Origin of the sequence: Kosakonia sp. R1.Fl (assembly GCF_023516815.1) — a bacterium.
Lineage (GTDB): Bacteria > Pseudomonadota > Gammaproteobacteria > Enterobacterales > Enterobacteriaceae > Kosakonia.
The window spans coordinates 1,971,174-1,992,029 of the sequence record NZ_JAMGSQ010000001.1 but is presented as its reverse complement, the minus strand read 5'-3'; the positions used below and the strand labels follow the sequence as shown (position 1 = coordinate 1,992,029).

Sequence of the window (20,856 nt, the reverse complement as noted above, 5' to 3'; positions counted from 1 at the left end):
GGCTTTAATGTAACCGAAATTTAAGCGTGTAATACGCTATGGACGCCGACGACCCATAAACAGGCTGACGAGGAACAGGATAATACCGACGATAAAGACAATTTTCGCGGCTCCTGCTGCCGTACCCGCAAGACCACCAAAGCCCAGTGCGGCGGCAATTAACGCGATAACCAGAAATATAATGCCCCAACGAAACATAAAACTCTCCTTTACCATAGTTAATTTCAACCGCTTAAGGTGAGCGCTCAGGATGCCCACCGGCGATGTTTTTCCTGGTACGTACTTGTCATACCCGGCTTACACCGGGTAGTGACGTTTTCAGGATTAGTTACTTCACTTTGAGATCGTTCTTCACGCTTTTAACGCCGTCGATTGCTTTGGCGATACTTTCAGCGCGTTCACTTTGTGCCTGTGAATCTACGGTACCGGACAACTGCACCACGCCATCGGTGGTTTCAACCTTCACCTTACGGGAAGGGACAACATCGTCGGCCAGCAGTTTTGCTTTGATTTCACTGGTTGTTGCGGTATCGCCCGCATAACCTTTCATGGTCTTGTTTTTGCCGTCACGCACATGCAGCTTATCGCTCACAGAAGCCACGCCCTCGACGCCTTTTGCTACGGAGACGGCTTTTTCTGCCTGCGCCTGGCTTTCAACGAAGCCGCTCAGCGTGACCACTTTTTTGTCCGTTTTAACGGAGATGTCCGTACTTTTAATGTCTTCATGATCCACCAGCGCCGCTTTGACTTTCGCGGTGATGGTGCTGTCATCCATGAAACCACCGACTTTATTCATTGAGCTATCGATTGATTCCCCTGCACTGGAAGCAGCATTTTGCGCTTTGTCGGTGGTAGTCTCCGCAGCGAATGCGGAACCACTTGCCAGAACAGAGCCCAGCATTACGGCCAGCAGAGTTTTAGAAATAGTCAGTTTTTTCATAGTCATCGATGTTCTTCCTGTTGGTTTGCCCACTATTTGGGCCACAAGCAGCAACGTGTGCCGCTCTACTGCTGTGGTGAAAACCACCCAATTCAGCAACTAATGGCGCGTTTACAATCCTGTCGCACATCGTGCTAAAGCAGTTGTTAATATTCCTTTGTGAAGAAACGAGTGGATAAAAGACTCTACTTCACGCATTGAACAGGACTTTTATCCACCCGATTTGTCATCACTTTGTTAAATATAGATCACAATCGACAAAAATCATGGCCGGGTGGGTAAAAAACGAACAAATGGAGGCGAAATGACGGGTTTTAAGAACAATCCGCAAGGGGCTAATTAGACAGGAGAAGTGACAGAGCACGGCGTAAACCGTGCTCTGCAGAAGGATTAATGCTCGCGAGTTTTGTGGAAAGTCACTTCCGGATAGCGTTCCTGTGTCAGATTCAGGTTTACCATCGTTGGGGCGATGTAGGTCAGGTTATCACCGCCATCGAGCGCAAGCTGGATTTCGTTCTTGCGTTTGAATTCCTCAAATTTCTTCACGTCAGTGCTTTCAACCCAGCGCGCTGTCGCCACGTTCACAGACTCGTACACCGCTTCCACGTTGTATTCGCTCTTCAGACGGGAAACCACCACGTCAAACTGCAGCACACCCACCGCGCCGACAATCAGATCGTTGTTGGCGATAGGACGGAACACCTGCACCGCGCCCTCTTCTGAAAGCTGAACCAGGCCTTTAAGTAGCTGTTTCTGCTTCAGCGGGTCACGCAGGCGAATACGGCGGAACAGCTCAGGTGCGAAGTTCGGAATACCGGTGAACTTCATCATTTCGCCCTGGGTGAAGGTGTCACCAATCTGGATCGTCCCGTGGTTATGCAGACCAATAATGTCACCCGGGTAGGCTTCTTCTACATGCGAGCGATCGCCAGCCATAAAGGTCAGGGCATCAGAGATAATCACATCTTTGCCGGTGCGCACCTGGCGCAGCTTCATGCCCTTTTCATAACGGCCAGAAACCACGCGCATAAACGCCACGCGGTCGCGGTGTTTCGGGTCCATGTTGGCCTGAATTTTAAAGACAAAGCCGGTGAATTTATCATCATCTGCTTTCACTTCGCGGGTATCGGTTTTACGCGGCATTGGCGCAGGCGCCCATTCCACCAGACCATCCAGCATATGATCGACGCCGAAGTTACCCAGTGCGGTACCAAAGAAGACCGGCGTGATTTCGCCGCTCAGGAACAGCTCTTTATCGAACTCGTTCGATGCGCCCTGCACCAGCTCCAGCTCATCGCGGAGCTGCTGTGCCAGATCTTCGCCCACGGCTTTATCCAGATCCGGGTTGTTCAGACCTTTAACGATGCGCACTTCCTGAATGGTGTGCCCCTGCCCTGTCTGATACAGGTAGGTTTCATCTTTATAAAGGTGATAAACGCCCTTGAACAACTTACCGCAGCCAATCGGCCAGGTAATCGGCGCACAGGCGATCTTCAGCTCGTTTTCCACTTCATCCAGAAGCTCCATCGGATCGCGGATGTCACGGTCGAGTTTGTTCATAAAGGTCAGGATCGGCGTATCGCGCAGACGGGTGACTTCCATCAGCTTACGGGTCCGATCTTCAACCCCTTTTGCCGCATCGATAACCATCAGGCAGCAGTCCACCGCCGTCAGAGTGCGGTAGGTATCTTCGGAGAAGTCTTCGTGCCCCGGGGTATCCAGCAAATTGACCAGGCTGGTTTTATACGGGAACTGCATCACGGAGGTGGTAATAGAGATACCACGCTGCTTTTCCATCTCCATCCAGTCGGATTTTGCGTGCTGGCTGGAGCCGCGGCCTTTTACCGTACCGGCGGTTTGAATCGCCTGTCCGAACAGCAGCACCTTTTCAGTGATGGTGGTTTTACCGGCATCAGGGTGCGAGATGATAGCGAACGTGCGGCGCTTTGCTACCTCTTGTAAATAAGGAGACAACGTCATAATGAAATCTTCTGTGTAATTGCGCGGCCTGAGGCCTCGCGATGAAATACGAAAAATGCGGCTATTGTACTCAACGGCGGAGTGCAGACAATCAATGTTTACACAGGAGTTGCTCCAGTTCATTCAGGGACGTGACGGTCCAGGTCGGGTTGATACCTTCAGGCAGCGCGCGATCGTGCGCATTCAACCAGCAGGTCGAAAGCCCAGCGTTAATGCCGCCGAGGATGTCGGATTCCGCCGTATCGCCAACCATCAGCACGCGCGAGCGATCCGGGTTACCCGCTTTTTGCAGCGCGTAATCAAAAATCTTCGCATCGGGCTTCGCCACACCGACTTCTTCGGAAATCACTAATAAATCAAAATAGTCGCGAAGACCGGTACGTTCCAGGCGAATTTGCTGCAAGGCGGTGAAACCGTTAGTGATGATGCCGAGTTTCGCTTTGCCTTTCAGGCTGTTCAGTAATGATACTGCGCCTGGCAGTGGTGCGCAGATTTCGGCCATCGCATTCAGAAATGCGTCGTTAAGCGAACCAGCAGGGACGTTCAGGCGTTCAGACCAGCTCTGAAAGCGCTGGGTCTGCAACTGCAATGCGCTGATAGCACCGTTCTGGTAATCCACCCATAGCGGTTTGTTAACAGCTTGATATTCTGCAAAATCCTGATCGGTGAATGTCACGCTATAGTCAAGAAACATCCGTTGTAAGCCGCCAAACGCATCAAAGGTAAACAGCGTTTCGTCAGCATCAAAGAGTATCCAGTCCCATTTCATTACATCACCTTTTTAAATTGCTAAAGCCATCACTATCGCGTCTTCACGCCCATTGGCAGTGGGGTAATAGTTACGGCGAATGGTCGCTTCGTTAAAACCTAAACTTTCGTACAGTGCGATAGCGCCAACGTTAGAGGCGCGGACTTCCAGCCACAGCGTCAGCACGTCGCGAGCTTCCAGTTCATGAATCAGATGTTCCAGCAACTGACGCCCCAACCCTTTACGCTGCCAGGCCGGATCAACGGCGATGTTAAACAGCGTGGCTTCATCAAGCACCACCTGGGTAATGGCAAATGCGGCCATTTCATTCCCGACCATCAACCGGTAGTTGAGATAGCGTTCGCCCTGATTACTGGCCAGCGTTTTTTCGCTCCAGGGGAAGGCATGCGCCCGTGTTTCTATTTGGTATGCGCGGGCTAAATCAGCCGTGCTGAGGGAAGAAATCGTGTTCATGTTCGCAGATTTGTTGCCATAACGCGGCGCGAGCCGCAGGATTTGTGCGTAGCTCATCAACCGACGGCGTCGCAACCTGAGCACCCGCCAGCGCCTGCTGCGCTTCAACACCCAACCACCAGCTGTTGCACTGGCTTTCGGGCGGTAGCATGGCGACACGATCGGGCGTCAACTGGAGGACTTGATCCTCTGTCACGGTTAGCGCGCGCAGCACGTCGCTGACCAACGGATCGCTCAGCGTCGGCAAAGTTGGTGAAACCATCACCAACCGGATATGCGCAGGCAGCGAAATAGCAATTTCTCCCTGCAGCGCCGCCGGGCGTCGCAAGGCCCACTGGGTAATGCCCAGTTGCTGTAATTGCCAGTCGCGTCGGGAAGTCATGGTGAAACACTCCTGTATCAGGCGCGCAAATATAACAAACTCGACGAAATTGCGCCATCAACACACTGTCAGTAAAGACGCAACGCGTAAGATAACGGGCATACATAAAATCATTCACACTGCATCGCGGCGGCAAGAATGAGGCTCCCGTGGAGATTAACCGGGGGATGAAGACGCAGCCAACAAAGAGGCAGTTTGAAGGATAACGTGTATAATCGCCGCCTGAATTTAAAGAGGAACCATTCATGTCTGCTTATACCCCGGCAAGTGAAGTCTTGCTGCGCCACAGTGATGATTTCGAACCAAGCCGTATTTTATTTGCCGGCGATTTGCAGGATGACCTGCCCGCTCGCCTGGACACCGCTGAAAGCCGTGCCTGGACGCAACAATTCCATCAGTGGCAGACCTTAAGCCCGCAGATGGGTGAACACGCCCGTTATAGCCTGGTCGCCGATAGCGAGACCGTCGGTAACAGCGACACGCTTATTTACTACTGGCCGAAAAATAAACCGGAAGCCCTGTTTCAGTTGATGAACCTGCTGTCGCTACTGCCAGTGGGCAGCGACATTTTTGTGGTGGGCGAAAACCGTAGCGGTGTGCGCAGTGCCGAACAGATGCTGGCTGAGTTTTGTCCGCTGAATAAAGTCGATAGCGCCCGTCGCTGTGGGCTGTATCACGGTCGTCTTGAGAAGCAGCCGCAGTTCGATGCGAACAGTTTCTGGGGCGAATACATGCTGGATAACCTGACGATTAAAACCCTGCCGGGTGTATTCAGTCGCGACGGTCTGGATGTCGGTAGCCAGCTTCTGCTGTCGACGCTTACGCCGCATACCAAGGGGAAAGTGTTGGATGTGGGCTGTGGCGCGGGTGTGCTCGCAACGGTCCTGGCCAGCCACTCGCCGAAAGTGCGCCTGACGCTGTGCGATGTTTCCGCCCCGGCAGTAGAAGCCAGCCGCGCAACGCTTGCGGCGAACGGTTTTGAAGGTGACGTTTTCGCCAGCAATGTCTTCTCCGAAGTCACGGGTCGCTTTGACATGATCATTTCCAATCCACCATTCCATGATGGTTTGCAAACCAGCCAGGAAGCCGCGCAAACGCTGATTCGCGGTGCGGTACGCCATCTGAACAGCGGTGGCGAGCTGCGCATTGTGGCGAACGCCTTCCTGCCTTACCCGGATGTGCTGGATCAAACGTTTGGTTTCCATGAAGTCATTGCGCAGACCGGCCGATTCAAAGTGTACCGTACGGTAATGACGCGCCAGGCATTAAAGTAACCTGCAGGCCCGGTGGAATCATTCATCGGGCAAATTTCACCACCTCGTCATGACGCGCCCATTTTTACAGCGATCAGCCTCAGTCTGTGCAATTAACTATTGACGAAAAGTTGAAAACATCTAGAATGCGCCTCCGTGGTAACGATACTTCAAGAGTATCGATGGTATGCGAAGGTGGCGGAATTGGTAGACGCGCTAGCTTCAGGTGTTAGTGTCCTTACGGACGTGGGGGTTCAAGTCCCCCCCCTCGCACCATAAACCACGTTGATATTGCTCGCACTGTGCGAAGGTGGCGGAATTGGTAGACGCGCTAGCTTCAGGTGTTAGTGTTCTTACGGACGTGGGGGTTCAAGTCCCCCCCCTCGCACCAACGAGGCGATATCAGAAAGTAAGATGACTGTGCGAAGGTGGCGGAATTGGTAGACGCGCTAGCTTCAGGTGTTAGTGTCCTTACGGACGTGGGGGTTCAAGTCCCCCCCCTCGCACCAGATATCTTATTCTCTCCCTGAATCACTCCCTGCTACACCATCATCTTTAAATTCAACAGCATCAGCATCATTGCGCCAACCAGAGCAACGCCTGAAGGCAATAAAATAAAATGGCGTAAACGCTTATGGTAAAGCATGGCGGGTGTCAGTAATAAGCCCAGAACAATCACCATTCGCCACGCATTGGCTGATAAATCCGCTAGCATCAGCACAGCAACAATCACTCCAGGCACCACAATTCCCCAGCCACTTCCCAATGCTCGCTGCAACATGGTTTCATCTCTCAAAGCGATAATGATAACCAATATCATATGATATCTTTTCTCAATTGTCAGCCAGTGGTCATACGGTCGTATGAAGATTACTCATCATCTAATGACAGTCATTCAGGAAGGTGATAAATTAAGCGCTGCTTAAATCTAAATCCAAATCACTAATTTTTCGCAATGACAGTTTCATTGCGTTACTTCTTTTTTCCTTTGACTCATAGCGCAGTAGTATATTGCGGATAAATAACGATTTTTAGGTATGACATTACAAACCTGGCAATCTCTATGTAATAAGAGATATCGATTGTCCCTACGACTCTTTTTACTGCTCAACGCAATCTCAGCTTTGTTCTCTATTGCTCTGCCGCTCTACAATCAGCGCGCGTTCACGTTTCCCGTGTGCGCTATCTTTGCTGCGAGCATTGTGCTGCCCGTCTGGCAAAAGTGTTATCCAAAAACAAAAATCAATATCACATTCATCTCACTTATATTTGGCTGCCTGTGGGCATGGCATGTGATAACCAAAGTCAGGTTACTTAATGACAACGCCTCTACCTACCTGCTTATAGCCTTGCTAAGCGTGCTTTTTATCGGCTCGATCGCTTTTTCAAATAACATTGTCGCCTTTTTGCTGCACTCTTTGCCGGTCTTCGTGACATGTCTGTGGTTTAGCGAAGGGGAAAGCGCAATCAGGCTTATTTACACCTTTGCGCTGCCAGTGTTGGGGATCTCTATCCAGCATGCGATCCAAAAACGTAATGATAGTTTTGCCCTTGCGCTGATGAACCGCCTGATGCAGGAGCGTAAAACGCTAAATGATCTGAGCATGCTTGACCCGTTAACCGGCCTGTACAACCGTCGAGGTTTGCAACACAAACTCAATAATTTGCTGGCCGTCGATGAGAGCTCGCGTTTCGTCCTGCTGCTCGATATTGACCACTTCAAAGCCTACAACGACCACTACGGCCATATGATGGGCGATCAGGCGCTTATCCGCGTTTCTGCCGCTTTACGCGACGCTGTACGCTCCCGTGATATCGTCGCGCGCTTTGGCGGCGAAGAATTTATGATCCTGCTAAATAATGTCGATGTCGAACAGGCGCGCCTTACCGGAGAGCGCATTCGGCAGAAAGTGTACGATTTAAAAATCCCACATATGTTTAACGAAAGCGTCGCCACGAACGTCACGATCAGCATCGGGATTGCGCCACTTGTCGACCACGATATTGATGCGGCGCTTTCGCTCGCCGATAAAGCGTTATATGAAGCCAAACATTTAGGTCGTAACAACATTCTGGTGAGTGGCGAGCTGCAAGTCGCTTGAGGCGTGTTTGACGCTAACTTTACGATAAAAATGTTGCTATCGATTTTACCTCTGGCTAGGATTGGCAATCATTATCATTTAGATTTCCTATCGGCTGGCGCTATGACTTATCGCACCGCATCGATCACAGAAAACATTATCTGGCGAAGCCGACTCACTGATGAGCGCGATTCGCTGGCAAATGCCATGCGGGAAACTATCGCCAGCACCCGCGAATATTTGCTCGATTTTATTCGTCTGAATGAACCCGCGCCGTATACGGCAATGACGCTGGCTGAGTGGTCACGTCCTGCGGCATTGCAGTCACTTATCGCCACCTACTCCGATCATATTTACCGCAACCAATTAACGCAGCCGCGTGAAAACAAACCGTTGCTGTCGCTATGGGCGCAGTGGTATCTCGGGTTGCTGGTGCCGCCACTATTATTGACGTTGCTGACGCAAAAAAACGCCATTGACCTCTCCCCGGAACATTTTCATGTCGAGTTCCACGAAACCGGTCGCGCCGCGTGTTTCTGGATTGATGTGCAACGGGATAATAAGTTGTCGTCATATAACGATGCGCAGCGGATTTGTGCATTAACGACACAGGCGATGCTCCCGGTTGTGCAGGCGCTGGAAACCACCGGCAATATCAACGGTAAACTTATCTGGAGCAATACCGGTTATCTGATTAACTGGTGCCTGGGGGAACTCATCCCAAAACTAAGTGAAACGCGTGTCGCCGCACTTCGCCAGCTTTGCTTTTTCGAAAAGCAGCTCGCTGACGGCAGTGATAACCCTTTGTGGCGCACAGTTGTCCTGCGCGACGGCGCTCTGGTGCGTCGTACTTGCTGCCAGCGCTATCGCCTGCCGGATGTTCAGCAGTGCGGTGACTGTACGCTGAAATAAGCAGAGGGCGATAAATCGCCCTCTTCGTTTTTATTCGACACTATCACGCAACCTGCTTATCTTCCTCTGCGCGTTGTGCCTCTTCTGCTTCCTGTTCCAGCAACTGTTTCTCGTACACTTTGAAGAACGGGTAATAAATCACCGCTGAAACACAGGCCAGCAGAACGACAAGAATCGCCGCGCGGAAATCCCAACCTAACGCCCATGCCCCGCCAATCGGCGCTGGCGCTGTCCAGGGTACGACCGAAATGACCCGACCAATCAGATCCAGTTTCATTGCCGCCCAGGCAATAATTGCATTAATAGTCGGAGCCAGCAGGAATGGGATAAAGAACACAGGGTTCATTACAATGGGAGTACCGAAAATAACCGGCTCGTTGATGTTGAACAAACTCGGTACCACGCTCAAACGCCCGATCGAACGCAAATGCACCGAGCGGCTACGCAAGTAGCAGAACACCAGCCCCATGGTCGCCCCGGATCCGCCAATCACAATAAAGAATGTCCAGAACGCTTCCATAAAGATATGCGGTAACGGCGCACCTTGCGCTAGCGCACTCTGGTTAAGCCCGAGGTTCGTTAACCAGAACATCTGCAGCATCCCGGAAACAATCGCCGCACCATGAATACCCGCAAACCACAATAAATGGCCGATGATCACCGCCAGCAAAATCGCAGGTAGCGAGTCCGCCGCCGCCACCAGTGGTTTGAACAGCGCCATAATGGCTTGCGGAATTAATATGTTGAACTGCGTCTGGATAAGCAGGCTCAGCGGATAAAGGGTAAGCACCACGACCAAAACCGGGATCAGCAAATCAAAAGAGTTTTTGATCATTGGCGGCACCTGGTCTGGCAAGCGGATACCTATATTGTGCGCTTTCAGGAAACGCATCATTTCAACGCAGTAAACAGCCGCCAGGATCGCGGTAAAAATACCGGTACCGCCCAGGCTATCCACCGGCAATGTGCCGTTGGTTTTCGGCGCTGCGACCAGTAAAAACGCCATCAATGACAGCATCGCGCACATAAACGGATCCAGCTGATGCGACTTCACATAATGTTTACCGAGGTTGTAAGCAATCGCCGCACAGATATAGATAGACATAATGCCCATCGTCATATCGAAAGGCGTGAGGATCCGCCCTTCATACTGCTTCGCCAGATCCAGCCATGTACGGGCAAAACCCCAGGTCGTGTCCGGCGAAAATGGAGGGTAAGCAAACACCAGCAAGAATGAGCCCACTATCATAAACGGCATCGCGGAGATAAAACCGTCGCGAATCGCCATAACATGACGCTGGGAAGAGATGCGTCCGGCTACCGGACTGACATAATTTTCTATAAACCGGAAAATAAGATTAAACGCAGCATGGTTGGCAGACATAGTAGATCTCCTATCAGGCTAACAAAGTAAGCGCATCAGCAACCGTTCTGCCGTGCAGCGATCCATGTTTTTGACGTGAAACCATGCAGGTTTTCGAACCAGCATTACAGCAACGTTGAGTAGGTTTCATAGACGGCTCTTTTTTAATTTTATGAACAGAGGGAAATGACAAAATGAGTATTAACCCGGCTTGTTAACACTGCAACCGGTTACTGTAACCGGTTTCCGCGATTGTGAAGAGGATCGAGAATCTGGCAGTAAGATGTTTGTTATGCCCGGTTATTTACACACATAACAGGCTTGTGACAGATTAATGGCGGTCATTTGCTGGAGAACATCATGAGTTTGCAGTCCGTGCGGCAGTTCTTTGCCGATAACGCCCCCGACATCGATATTATTGAACTTAACCAAAGCACAGCGACTGTGGCACTGGCCGCCGCCGCGCATAATGTCGAACCAGGGCAAATCGCAAAGACGCTGTCGTTAAAAGTGAAAAACGAAGTGATATTGGTCGTCGCGAAAGGTGATGCTCGCCTTGATAATAAAAAACTAAAAAATACCTTTGGCGCGAAAGCCCGGATGCTAAGCAGTGACGAAGTCGTCACCATTACCGGTCATCCAGTTGGTGGTGTCTGCCCGTTTGGTCTGGAAAACCCATTACAGGTGTATTGTGACGTGTCGTTAAAACGCTATCAGGAGGTGTTACCGGCGGCGGGAGCGATTCACAGCGCGATTCGTATTTCTCCCGACAGAATGGCAGAGTTAACCCGTGCGAAATGGATTGATGTGTGTCTGTAGTTACGTAACAAAGCGCCAGGCTGAACCTGGCGCCAGTACCCAAAACCCCTTTTACATTAATTCAGACGCAGCGCGCGCGCAGGGCGGCTTCCATGTCAGAATATCCGCCGCATCAAGCAAACCGACATCTGATGTGACCCCCAGCTTTGCCATCGCATTGAATTTATGGGCCCGAATCGTTTTCACATTACGATCCAGCTGCGATGCAATCTCGGCAACAGAAAAACCCCGCGTCATATAGTTCAGAATTTCCCTTTCTGTCGGGCTGAGCATACGACACTGGCTCACATACCAATGATTAATCATGTTTTCGTTAATGCGCCGCGTTTCACCAAACAACGTAACCAGCTCCTCCAGTAGCACAGCAAGTGGCGATGATTTACTCAATATCCCATGCAACCGTGAGGGTGAAAGATGCCCAACCAGCCGTGCTTCACGGTTATCTCCCGCTAATACTATGCGTTGCATTCCTGGATGAGAAAGGGAGAGTAAATGCAGACACATCAGGCATTCCAGCCGCTCTTTCCGCTGACCAAAAAGGGAATAGATAACGGAAAAAAACGAAGTCTGTTTCAGCGCCTGCCGAAACGCCGAATGGTCTTTAAAAAAATAAAATCGGTAGTGATTAATAGCAGATTCATCAAATAAATGTCGTAGGCCCTCCCCACTCATTATGCATTTTTCTATGATGGCAATATTTCCTTTCTTCCTGGTATTTTCCATTCATTATGTTCTCCGTCCGCTGTACCAAAATCCAGCTGTTTCATTCCCTGGCTGCTATTAATCCATGTATACAAATCTGCGTTACTACGTAGTGATAACCGCCGCATTGCGCTATTCTTTTGCGCACTGACTGTCTTATTACTTTTTTTAAGCAGAGTGGCGATTTGATTAATCCCCCACCCTTTTCCGAGGAGACGTAACACTTTTCGCTCAGACAACGTTAACATTGCGTTCGAAAAAGAATTGTCGTTGTGTTTATGCCATCCTGAAGTCAATAAGGTTTGACTAATATTCTCAACATCTTTATGCCCATTACGAATGGCATCAATTACACCCTCGATCGGCTCCACATCCGCAAGCAATGTCGTTTTGGGCTGCATAAGAAGCTCAGCGGCCACAGGGTAGAGGCTGCGCGAGACGAAGAATAACCAGCGTGCGTTATCGCATTGAGGGAACAGTGAATAATATTGCTGGCAGCTTTTTCTTGCATAACGCTGTTCCCCCGATAAATCAGTGATTATCAATCTGGCACATTTTAATTTAAGCGGTGCAACCTCTTCCACTGATGAATAATAATTGAGTGCATATTCTGGGAAATGTCGCTCAAGAATGCCACCAATCCCAACCCTAAGCACCGGCGTTTTGCTGATGATAATCCCCTGATTGCCGTCTTTCGATAGCATAAACCCTCCGCTTCCATTTGCGCGTTCTATTAACCTTATTTATAAGTATTTACTCAGTTAATACTCATATTGCATAAAGTAGCAACACCGTTTTGGTGCAGCCACTATAAAATTGGCACAATTTATGAATGGCAATAAATATAATGTACTGAATTATAATATCCACAAGTAGCGTGTCAACATTACACAATGCGCATTAAAACATCCGATACATTATTAATAATAAAATAAGAAATTTAAAATAGTCCGAACATATAGAGATAAGGGAAAAGCAATTATCTTAAATAATATATAAGATCTTATTAACGCTAACTTCATCATTATTCTCAGCTAAGCAGAAAAAAATCTGCTGTTTCTTTTCCGCTATTACCTCATTCTTAACACGCGATAAGATCTCCTTTTGAACACGAACAAGCGTGATTTAATGCACAATTCTTGATCTTTCTTAGCGCCATCCAGCCCTTGTCCTGTGCTAAAAATAGGCTTTCCGCTCCACCCTTTGTGAGCGCCAGTGCAACAATACCAAGGTAATCATGCAAACAGACCAGTCATCACAGCGGGCCATTACGCGGCTGTGCATTCAGTGTGGCCTTTTTTTGTTACAGCACGGCGCAGAGAGCGCGCTGGTTGAGGAGCTTTCAACGCGTCTGGGACTGGCGCTGGGCATGGACAGTGTTGAAAGCTCGATTTCTTCCAATGCTATTGTCCTTACAACGATTAAAGATGGAATGTGCCTGACATCGACCCGCAAAAATAGCGATCGCGGCATCAATATGCACGTGGTGACGGAAGTTCAGCATATTGTCATTCTCGCTGAACATAAGTTATTGGATTACAAAGACATCGAGAAGCGTTTCGCTCAAGTCAAACCCTTACGCTACCCGCGCTGGCTGGTCACGCTGATGGTGGGTCTCTCTTGCGCCTGCTTTTGCAAGCTCAATAATGGTGGCTGGGATGGTGCTTTTATCACTTTTTGCGCCAGTAGTGTCGCGATGTACGTCCGCCTGGTTCTGGCGAGTCACCACTTACATCCGCAAATCAACTTTTGTATCACCGCCTTTGTCGCCACGACAGTTTCCGGCCTGATGCTGACGCTGCCCGTTTTTCTGCAATCATCCACCGTCGCTATGGCCGCCAGCGTTTTGCTTTTAGTACCGGGGTTTCCGCTGATTAACTCGGTTGCCGATATGTTTAAAGGGCATATCAATACGGGGCTTGCACGCTGGGCTATCGCCAGTTTACTAACGCTTGCTACCTGTATCGGTGTGGTAATGGCAATGACACTGTGGGGGTTACGCGGATGGATGTGATTTTGTTCATCCTGGCGCTGGCGCAGGATATGTTACTGGCGGCCATCCCTGCCGTTGGCTTTGCCATGGTATTTAACGTGCCGCACCGCGCCCTCCCCTGGTGCGCGCTGCTTGGCGCGATTGGCCATGGTTCACGCTTCGCCATGGTGCACTGGGGATTCAACATCGAATGGTCAACCTTTGCCGCCTCCATGCTGGTCGGCTCAATTGGCATTCACTGGTCACGCTGGTATCTGGCGCACCCGAAAGTCTTTACGGTAGCAGCGGTGATCCCGATGTTTCCGGGCATTTCCGCCTATACCGCGATGATTTCGGCGGTCAAGATCGGCCATTTTGGCTACAGCGAAGAGCTGATGATTTTGCTGTTAACGAATTTCCTGAAAGCATCGTCGATTGTCGGCGCACTCTCTATTGGCCTGTCAATTCCTGGGCTGTGGATTTACCGCAAACGCCCCCGCGTATAAGGTCAGTTCTTCCGCCACGGAACTCCACCTCTAATGAAGCGCGAATTCCGTGGTGGCAATGTTGCCACAGAGGCTTACTGCTATTGCGTAACGTGCTGCGTAATTCCATGACGCTGCTAGAATTCTTCCTCAAAACAGCGATTTACCAAACACAGTAAACAATGTTTATTTTCACGTGATCGACAACATTTGCGCCTTCGCAATTTTTTGCAAAAGCCCCGGTTCTGGTTGCGAAGCGCCGCTACCATGCCGAAACGGTAGGCAAATTCTCGCGCACATGCCTTTTCGCAAAAAAATAACTTGCAATAAAATCGCGCGCTATCTATATTCAATCCCATGAAGAAGACATCGACTCCAACCGCGAATGCGCAGCTCGCGTTAGATAACCAGTTTTGTTTTGCACTTTACTCAACAAATCTGGCGCTGCATAAGCTCTATCGGCAGCTACTGGCACCGATGAATCTCACCTACCCGCAATATCTGGTGATGCTGGTGCTGTGGGAGAAAGATGACGTCACGGTGTCGGAAATTGGCGAGCGCCTGTTTCTCGACTCCGCCACGCTGACGCCGCTGCTGAAGCGTCTGGAAAGCGCAGGCCTGATTCGTCGTCAACGTTCACGCCAGGATGAACGTCAGGTGGTGATTACCCTAAGCGAAAGCGGGCGTGAACTGCAGCAGCAAGCGACATCGATTCCGGAAGCAATCGGCTGTGCAATGGCTTGTGATAGCGCAACGCTTGCCGATATCAAGCAGCAACTGGAACGGCTTCGCCAACAGTTTCAACGGGCATAAGCTCCCTTTGCAGGGAGTTTATTTCCAGCAAAAAAATAGCACACTACTTTATAGCAAACACTCTAGATAATAAGGAACCTGCCATGTCTTTAGAAAAAGTTGTTTATACAGCCAAAGCCAAAGCAACCGGAGGCCGCGATGGCCGCGCAACCTCTTCCGACGGCGTACTGGATGTCAAACTGGGCGTGCCGAAAGAGATGGGCGGCGCTGGTGGCGAAGTCACTAACCCGGAACAGCTGTTTGCTGCGGGTTACTCCGCGTGCTTCCTCGGTGCGATGAAATTTGTCGCCGGTCGCGACAAAATCAGCATGCCAAAAGAGGCTTTTATTGAAGGCGAAGTGGGTATCGGCCCTTTGCCGACCGGCTTTGGTATTGAAGCAAAACTGAACATCAACCTGCCGGGAATGGACGCTGCTGAAGCCAAAAAACTGGTCGATGCCGCGCATATTGTTTGCCCTTACTCCAACGCCACTCGCGGCAACATCGACGTTACGCTGAATATCATTGCGTAACGCCAAAAAGCCAACGTTTTGGGAAAGTAACAAGCCGGGGAAACCCGGCTTTTTCATGCTGTACTGCCCTTTGTGCTCACTGTGTTACTATGTGTGATTATGCCTGTGTGAAAAAACCGCAGTGCACCGTATCCGTAGTAATCCTGTTTGAGAACGCGTTATGTCTTCCAAAATCCTGACGCCGAATGTCATTGGCATTGATGAATTTGTGCGCGATCCTGCCTGCGTGCTGGCACGCACGGAAGGCGGCGCTATCGCCGTTTTTGCCAATAATAGCCCTGCGTTTTACGCTATTACGCCGCAGCGCCTTGAACAGCTTCTGGCGCTTGAAGCACAGCTTGCGCGCCCGATGAGCGATATTTCGCTCGATGCACAATTTTATGAAGAACCAGCCGCTACGCCGGTAAATGTGCCAATGGGCAAATTCGCCATGTACGCGGGCTGGCAACCGGATGCTGACTTTCAGCGCCTGGCGGCAATGTGGGGCATTGCGCTGGCGCATCCCGCCACGCCGGAAGAGCTGGCCTCGTTCGTGGCTTACTGGCAGGCCGAAGGCAAAGTTTTCCATCACGTCCAGTGGCAGCAAAAGCTGGCGCGCAGCCTGCAAATGGGCCGTAGCAGCCAGAACGGCGCGGCAAAGCGCGATATTAACGCCCTGTCCGAACCGGATAATCAAATCCCACCAGGTTTTAGAGGATAACGATGAAAAACGTCGGCGAATTGATGAAGCGACTGCAAAAAATGATGCCAGCCAACACCAAGCCTGCTTTTAAAACTGGCGAAGAGTTGATGGCGTGGCAGAAGCAACAAGGCGAAATCCGTTCGGCGGCGCTGGAGCGCGAAAACCGCGCCATGAAAATGCAGCGCACCTTCAACCGTTCCGGCATTCGTCCCCTGCACCAGAACTGCTCTTTCGATAACTATCGTGTTGAGACGGAAGGCCAGATGCGGGCTCTGAGCCAGGCACGGCAATATGTAGAAGAGTTCGACGGTAACATCGCCAGTTTTATCTTTTCAGGCAAACCCGGAACCGGCAAAAACCATCTGGCAGCAGCTATCTGTAATGAACTGCTGTTGCGGGGTAAATCGGTACTGATTATTACCGTTGCCGACATTATGTCGGCCATGAAAGAGACTTTTGGCAACAAGGAAAACAGCGAAGAGCAGTTGCTCAATGATTTAAGCAGCGTTGACCTGCTGGTGATTGATGAAATCGGTATGCAGACGGAATCCCGCTACGAAAAAGTGATTATCAACCAGATTGTAGATCGCCGCTCTTCGTCCAAACGCCCGACAGGCATGCTGACCAACAGCAACCTGGAAGAGATGAATAAGCTGTTGGGCGAACGCGTGATGGACAGGATGCGCCTCGGCAACAGCCTGTGGGTGATCTTCAACTGGGAGAGTTACCGCAGCCGCGTCACCGGTAAAGAGTATTGAGAATTTTCCCATCCGTGGCGCGCCCGCGCCCGGGTGTATACTGGCCGCCTTTGTTGACATCAGGATCCGCACGACATGAAATTCACCCAACGCCTGCTTTGCAGCGCCGCTCTCGGTAGCGCACTGCTCACCGGCTTCGCGCAAGCCGCCTCCTGGCAGGACACGCTTTCCAGCGCCGCCAGCGAACTCAGCCAGAAATCGACTACATCTCAATCCCAGCAAGGAGGCCTTTCACTCTCCTCCCTGACGGGTCTGCTTAATGGTGGTAACCAGGCGCTCAGCGCTGACACCATGAACAATGCGGCGGGCGTGATGAGCTGGTGTGCAAAAAACAAGCTCTCCAGCCTGACCAACACCGAAAATGTGAAAAACCAGGTACTGGATAAACTGGGTCTGGGTGCCGCTCAGCAGAAACAGGACACCAATTATCTGAACGGTATTCAGGGCATGCTGAACACCAAAAACGGTGAACAGCTGAATTTGAGCAACATCGGTAGTACGCCGCTGGCGGAAAAAGTGAAATCCAAAGCCTGCGATATCGTCCTCAAGCAGGGCGTTAACTTCCTCTCCTGATATCCCGCCGCGTTCAGTCAGAGCGCGGCTTTATCCTTCCCCGCTTTACCGAAACGCCGCCAGTGCGACGGCTATCACTATTACGCCTTTCTAAACCAATTCTGAATAAGCCAGCTAAAAAGTGACACTACAATTGCAGATATGTGACATGAACATTAAATTATACGCCCTGTTACAAAAATTCATGGCCAGCAATATGTCTGGCGTTGATGAGGAATAACGGTTGTCCGAGTTGCTCTCTATCGCGCTGTTTCTTGCCTCTGTGGCTATCTATGCCTGGAAAGCGGGCCGTAATACCTGGTGGTTTAGCGCCACCCTGCTGGTGCTGGGTCTTTTTGTCATCCTGAATATCACGCTTTATGCCAGCAACTATTTTACCGGCGACGGCATCAACGACGCGGTGTTATACACCCTGACCAACAGCCTAACAGGCGCGGGGGTCGGCAAATATATGCTTCCCGGCGCGGGGTTAGTATTAGCGCTGGTAGCGGTATTTTGCGCGCTCGGCTGGGTGCTGCGCCGTCGTCGCCATCTGCCACACCATTTCGGCTATAGCTTACTGGCACTCGCACTGGCGCTCGGTTCGGTGGACGCCAGCCCGGCGTTCCGCCAGATAACCGAGCTGGTAAAATCCCAGACGCGCGAAGGCGATCCTGACTTCGCCACTTTTTATAAAGTACCGGCAAAGCAGATCCCCAACCCCAAACTGAACCTCGTCTACATCTACGGTGAAAGCCTTGAGCGAACCTATTTTAACGAGGAGGCGTTCCCCGGCCTGACGCCGGAACTGGGCGCGCTAAAAGAAGAAGGTATTGATTTTAGCCATACCGAACAGCTACCCGGCACCGATTACACCATCGCCGGCATGGTCTCTTCGCAGTGCGGCATTCCACTGTTCGCGCCGTTCGAAGGCAACGCGTCGGCCTCCGTTTCCAGCTTCTTTCCGCAGAATCTTTGCCTTGGCGACATCCTGAAAAACTCCGGCTACGAAAACCATTTCGTACAGGGCGCTAACCTGCGTTTCGCCGGGAAAGATGTGTTTTTAAAATCCCACGGCTTTGATTATCTGACCGGTGCTGAAGAGCTGAAAAACGAGGTCACGGACCCGCATTACCGTAACGACTGGGGTTTTTATGACGATACGGTGCTGGATACCGTATGGAAACAGTACGAGGAACTCTCCCGTTCCGGTAAACGCTTTTCGCTGTTTGCGCTGACGGTGGATACCCACCACCCGGACGGTTTTATCTCGCGCGGCTGCGACCGTAAAAGTTATGCCTACGATGGCAAGCCGAACCAGTCCTTTAGCGCGGTAACCTGCAGCCAGCAAAATATCGCCGCGCTTATCAACAAAATCAAAGCGTCGCCGTGGTTTAAAGACACGGTGATCGTGGTGTCATCTGATCATCTGGCGATGAATAACACCGCGTGGAAATACCTCAACAAGCACGATCGCAGCAACCTGTTCTTTGTGCTGCGCGGCGATGAACCGCAACAGGATATCTCCGGTATTAAGCGCAGCACCCTTGATAACGGCGCAACCGTGCTGGATATTCTCGGCGGCGATAATTTCCTCGGCCTTGGTCGCAGCAGTCTCTCCGGGCAGTCGCTTTCGGGTATTTTCCTCAATATGAAAGCGAAAATGCTGGCGTGGAAACCGGATATTATCCGGCTGTGGAATTTCCCGAAAGAGATGAAAGAGTTCACCATCGACACGAATAAACAGATGGTGGCGTTCTCCGGTAGCCAGTTCCGTTTGCCGCTGCTGGTGCGGGTATCGGATAAAGTTGAACCGCTACCGGAAAGTGAGTATTCCGCACCGCTGCGCTTCCAGCTGGCGGATTTCGCCCCGCGCGATAACTTCGTCTGGATCGACCAATGCTACAAAATGGCGCGTTTATGGTCGCCGGAACTGGCGCTTTCTACCGACTGGTGCGTCTCGCAGGGGCAACTGGGTGGCGAACAGCAGGTCCAGCGTGTCGACAACGCGCAGTGGAAAGGGAAAACCGCGTTTAAACAAACGGTGATCAGTAGCGATCGCTACCAGAAAAACGTCGATACTCTGAAGATCCTCGACGATAGCATTCGTTACAAGGCCGACAGTTTTGTCTTTAACGTGGCGGGCGCGCCGGAGGAGATAAAACAGTTCAGCGGCCTCTCTCGTCCCGAAAGCTGGGGGCGCTGGTCGAATGCCAATCTGGGCGAAGAAGTGGCGATCGAATATAACCAACCGCTACCGGAACAGTTCGAGCTGGTGATCACCGCCAAAGCCTTTGGCCCGAATGCCAACCGGCCGATTCCGGTGCGCGTTGGCGATCAACAACAAACGCTGACGCTGGGTAATGAGCTCAGCACCACCACGCTGCACTTTAGCAATCCGTCGCACAGCAACCGGCTGGTCATCGTGCCACCGGAACCGCAATCGACCAACGAAGGCAATATCCTTGGTCATTCGCCACGCAAACTGGGTGTCGGTCTGGTGGAAATCAAAGTGGTGAGCCGTGAAGGCTGACCGCTACAGTTCCGCTTTCATTTCGTACTGGCTGATGGCCATGGTGGCGTAGCCCGCACGCTGGAACAGAGATGAAAAACGCTCTGGCACCGCCACGGTGGTGCCAAGCGCCGGAAAACGCTGATTCAACGCCTGCAGCAACTCGCAGGCAAACCCTTTGCGCCGGTATTCTGACTCCACATACATAAACCGCAGCAGGGGCTTGTCGCCGAGGGTGGAAACCAGTGCATAAGCATGTTTGCGGTACTCGAACGCCCGCGCGGGCAGCGATACCGCAGTGAGCGGATCTACCTGCCACGGCAGCCGGTCATGGCATTCACTTATCGCGCTGCGCACGACTTCCAGCGGATCGCGCTCCTGTAACGTGCAGTTCTCTTCAGCCACATCGGCACGTCCCTGGTAGCCAAACAGTGGCTGAATGGTGGCAAACCCCAGCGCATGATAAAGGGCGATACCGGCATGATTATCGCTCATGACTTCCAGCCACATCTGGCGAACACCTTTGGTTCGCAGTGCCACCATCAACGGCGGCAATATTTGTCTGCCCACACCCTGGCCGCGAAATGGCGGGCAAATCGCAAAGGCCGCCAGTCGGGCGCAATCGCCACGCCGGGCAATCAAAGCCACAGCGGCAGGCGTGTCGCCCGCCAGCCAGACGCAGGAATCGACAAGGCTTAACCCTTCGGCAAGAAAGCGTTGTGCAAAAACATCGGGCGGCAGGGAAAACGGTACGCGATAGCCTTCAAAGCAGGCACCGGTGATAGTGGTCAGCGCTTCGCAACTATAGTGGATGGCAGGAACAGCGACGAGGTTCATAAGGCTTCTCCGCGACATGATGCAATGAGCATAGCACGGAGAAGCGGGTGAAAATGCGCCCCGACGGGCAGGGCGCGAA

The 20,856-nt window shown here is 51.4% G+C and carries 23 protein-coding genes and 3 tRNA genes; 15 read left to right on the top strand and 11 right to left on the bottom strand.

Annotation, left to right across the window (positions count from 1 at the left end; translation table 11 throughout):
• Positions 1–36: 36 nt before the first annotated feature.
• The 6 genes from M8Q36_RS09295 to M8Q36_RS09270 all read right to left on the bottom strand — a co-directional run bounded on the left by M8Q36_RS09295 (position 37) and on the right by M8Q36_RS09270 (position 4,524).
• Positions 37–198 (bottom strand): DUF1328 domain-containing protein, encoded by a 162-nt coding sequence (locus tag M8Q36_RS09295; protein ID WP_007373037.1) that lies wholly within the window; start codon positions 196–198, stop codon positions 37–39.
• Positions 199–328: 130 nt separating this feature from the next.
• Entirely contained in the window at positions 329–946 is a 618-nt protein-coding gene (gene osmY / locus M8Q36_RS09290; RefSeq protein WP_020456462.1) for a molecular chaperone OsmY, read from the bottom strand.
• Positions 947–1,330: 384 nt separating this feature from the next.
• Positions 1,331–2,920 carry a peptide chain release factor 3 gene (gene prfC / locus M8Q36_RS09285; protein ID WP_020456461.1) on the bottom strand — a complete coding sequence of 530 codons (1,590 nt, stop codon included), beginning with the start codon at positions 2,918–2,920 and terminating at the stop codon, positions 1,331–1,333.
• A gap of 91 nt (positions 2,921–3,011) precedes the next feature.
• Positions 3,012–3,689, bottom strand: a complete 678-nt coding sequence (gene yjjG, locus M8Q36_RS09280; protein ID WP_249880699.1) for a pyrimidine 5'-nucleotidase — start codon at positions 3,687–3,689, stop codon at positions 3,012–3,014.
• Between the two features lie 12 nt (positions 3,690–3,701).
• Positions 3,702–4,142, bottom strand: coding sequence for a ribosomal protein S18-alanine N-acetyltransferase (gene rimI, locus M8Q36_RS09275; RefSeq protein WP_020456459.1), 441 nt, complete (start codon positions 4,140–4,142; stop codon positions 3,702–3,704).
• Positions 4,111–4,524 (bottom strand): DNA polymerase III subunit psi, encoded by a 414-nt coding sequence (locus tag M8Q36_RS09270; RefSeq protein ID WP_249880698.1) that lies wholly within the window; start codon positions 4,522–4,524, stop codon positions 4,111–4,113. Before M8Q36_RS09270 ends, rimI begins: the two co-directional genes overlap by 32 nt.
• A 245-nt stretch (positions 4,525–4,769) precedes the next feature.
• On the opposite strand from M8Q36_RS09270, the gene rsmC reads away from it, so the two are divergent.
• The 4 genes from rsmC (at position 4,770) to M8Q36_RS09250 (ending at position 6,286) form a co-directional block, all read left to right on the top strand.
• Complete coding sequence (gene rsmC, locus M8Q36_RS09265; protein ID WP_097406935.1) at positions 4,770–5,798, top strand: 16S rRNA (guanine(1207)-N(2))-methyltransferase RsmC; 1,029 nt, start codon at positions 4,770–4,772, stop codon at positions 5,796–5,798.
• Between the two features lie 168 nt (positions 5,799–5,966).
• Positions 5,967–6,053 (top strand) — tRNA-Leu (locus tag M8Q36_RS09260).
• Positions 6,054–6,081: 28 nt separating this feature from the next.
• Positions 6,082–6,168 (top strand) — tRNA-Leu (locus M8Q36_RS09255).
• A gap of 31 nt (positions 6,169–6,199) precedes the next feature.
• Positions 6,200–6,286 (top strand) — tRNA-Leu (locus M8Q36_RS09250).
• 32 nt (positions 6,287–6,318) lie between these two features.
• On the opposite strand, the gene M8Q36_RS09245 is transcribed toward M8Q36_RS09250, so the two are convergent.
• Positions 6,319–6,597, bottom strand: coding sequence for a DUF1435 domain-containing protein (locus M8Q36_RS09245; RefSeq protein WP_249880697.1), 279 nt, complete (start codon positions 6,595–6,597; stop codon positions 6,319–6,321).
• Between the two features lie 217 nt (positions 6,598–6,814).
• On the opposite strand from M8Q36_RS09245, the gene M8Q36_RS09240 reads away from it, so the two are divergent.
• Both M8Q36_RS09240 and fhuF read left to right on the top strand, forming a co-directional pair.
• A complete protein-coding gene (locus M8Q36_RS09240) occupies positions 6,815–7,879 on the top strand; it encodes a GGDEF domain-containing protein (protein WP_249880696.1) in 1,065 nt (354 codons plus the stop codon).
• Positions 7,880–7,981: 102 nt separating this feature from the next.
• Entirely contained in the window at positions 7,982–8,770 is a 789-nt protein-coding gene (gene fhuF, locus M8Q36_RS09235) for a siderophore-iron reductase FhuF (RefSeq protein WP_249880695.1), read from the top strand.
• 43 nt (positions 8,771–8,813) lie between these two features.
• Here the strand turns inward: fhuF and M8Q36_RS09230 are convergent, their stop codons facing one another.
• Complete coding sequence (locus M8Q36_RS09230) at positions 8,814–10,154, bottom strand: PTS sugar transporter subunit IIC (protein WP_249880694.1); 1,341 nt, start codon at positions 10,152–10,154, stop codon at positions 8,814–8,816.
• Positions 10,155–10,493: 339 nt separating this feature from the next.
• On the opposite strand from M8Q36_RS09230, the gene M8Q36_RS09225 reads away from it, so the two are divergent.
• Positions 10,494–10,952 (top strand): YbaK/EbsC family protein, encoded by a 459-nt coding sequence (locus M8Q36_RS09225; protein WP_017457826.1) that lies wholly within the window; start codon positions 10,494–10,496, stop codon positions 10,950–10,952.
• A gap of 51 nt (positions 10,953–11,003) precedes the next feature.
• Here the strand turns inward: M8Q36_RS09225 and bglJ are convergent, their stop codons facing one another.
• Together bglJ and M8Q36_RS09215 are read right to left on the bottom strand one after the other, a co-directional pair.
• A complete protein-coding gene (gene bglJ, locus M8Q36_RS09220; protein WP_017457825.1) occupies positions 11,004–11,624 on the bottom strand; it encodes a DNA-binding transcriptional activator BglJ in 621 nt (206 codons plus the stop codon).
• An 11-nt stretch (positions 11,625–11,635) separates the two neighbouring features.
• A complete protein-coding gene (locus M8Q36_RS09215) occupies positions 11,636–12,358 on the bottom strand; it encodes a response regulator transcription factor (RefSeq protein WP_017457824.1) in 723 nt (240 codons plus the stop codon).
• A 533-nt stretch (positions 12,359–12,891) separates the two neighbouring features.
• On the opposite strand from M8Q36_RS09215, the gene M8Q36_RS09210 reads away from it, so the two are divergent.
• From M8Q36_RS09210 to opgB, 8 genes are all read left to right on the top strand, one after another.
• On the top strand, positions 12,892–13,668 hold the full coding sequence (locus M8Q36_RS09210; RefSeq protein ID WP_249880693.1) for a threonine/serine exporter family protein: 777 nt from the start codon (positions 12,892–12,894) through the stop codon (positions 13,666–13,668).
• A complete protein-coding gene (locus M8Q36_RS09205) occupies positions 13,659–14,132 on the top strand; it encodes a threonine/serine exporter (RefSeq protein WP_017457822.1) in 474 nt (157 codons plus the stop codon). The genes M8Q36_RS09210 and M8Q36_RS09205 overlap by 10 nt, the downstream gene beginning before the upstream one ends.
• A 336-nt stretch (positions 14,133–14,468) precedes the next feature.
• Positions 14,469–14,924: a MarR family winged helix-turn-helix transcriptional regulator gene (locus M8Q36_RS09200; RefSeq protein WP_249880692.1), complete on the top strand. Its 456-nt coding sequence runs from the start codon at positions 14,469–14,471 to the stop codon at positions 14,922–14,924.
• 83 nt (positions 14,925–15,007) lie between these two features.
• Positions 15,008–15,436: an organic hydroperoxide resistance protein gene (locus M8Q36_RS09195; RefSeq protein WP_065369356.1), complete on the top strand. Its 429-nt coding sequence runs from the start codon at positions 15,008–15,010 to the stop codon at positions 15,434–15,436.
• A gap of 160 nt (positions 15,437–15,596) precedes the next feature.
• On the top strand, positions 15,597–16,136 hold the full coding sequence (gene dnaT / locus M8Q36_RS09190) for a primosomal protein DnaT (protein WP_249880691.1): 540 nt from the start codon (positions 15,597–15,599) through the stop codon (positions 16,134–16,136).
• A gap of 2 nt (positions 16,137–16,138) precedes the next feature.
• Positions 16,139–16,876 carry a replicative helicase loader DnaC gene (gene dnaC / locus M8Q36_RS09185; protein WP_020456444.1) on the top strand — a complete coding sequence of 246 codons (738 nt, stop codon included), beginning with the start codon at positions 16,139–16,141 and terminating at the stop codon, positions 16,874–16,876.
• A gap of 75 nt (positions 16,877–16,951) precedes the next feature.
• Positions 16,952–17,449, top strand: a complete 498-nt coding sequence (locus M8Q36_RS09180) for a YjjA family protein (protein ID WP_249880690.1) — start codon at positions 16,952–16,954, stop codon at positions 17,447–17,449.
• Positions 17,450–17,672: 223 nt separating this feature from the next.
• Complete coding sequence (gene opgB / locus M8Q36_RS09175; RefSeq protein ID WP_249880689.1) at positions 17,673–19,961, top strand: phosphatidylglycerol--membrane-oligosaccharide glycerophosphotransferase; 2,289 nt, start codon at positions 17,673–17,675, stop codon at positions 19,959–19,961.
• Positions 19,962–19,964: 3 nt separating this feature from the next.
• Here the strand turns inward: opgB and M8Q36_RS09170 are convergent, their stop codons facing one another.
• Positions 19,965–20,777: a GNAT family N-acetyltransferase gene (locus M8Q36_RS09170; RefSeq protein WP_249880688.1), complete on the bottom strand. Its 813-nt coding sequence runs from the start codon at positions 20,775–20,777 to the stop codon at positions 19,965–19,967.
• Positions 20,778–20,856 lie beyond the last annotated feature (79 nt).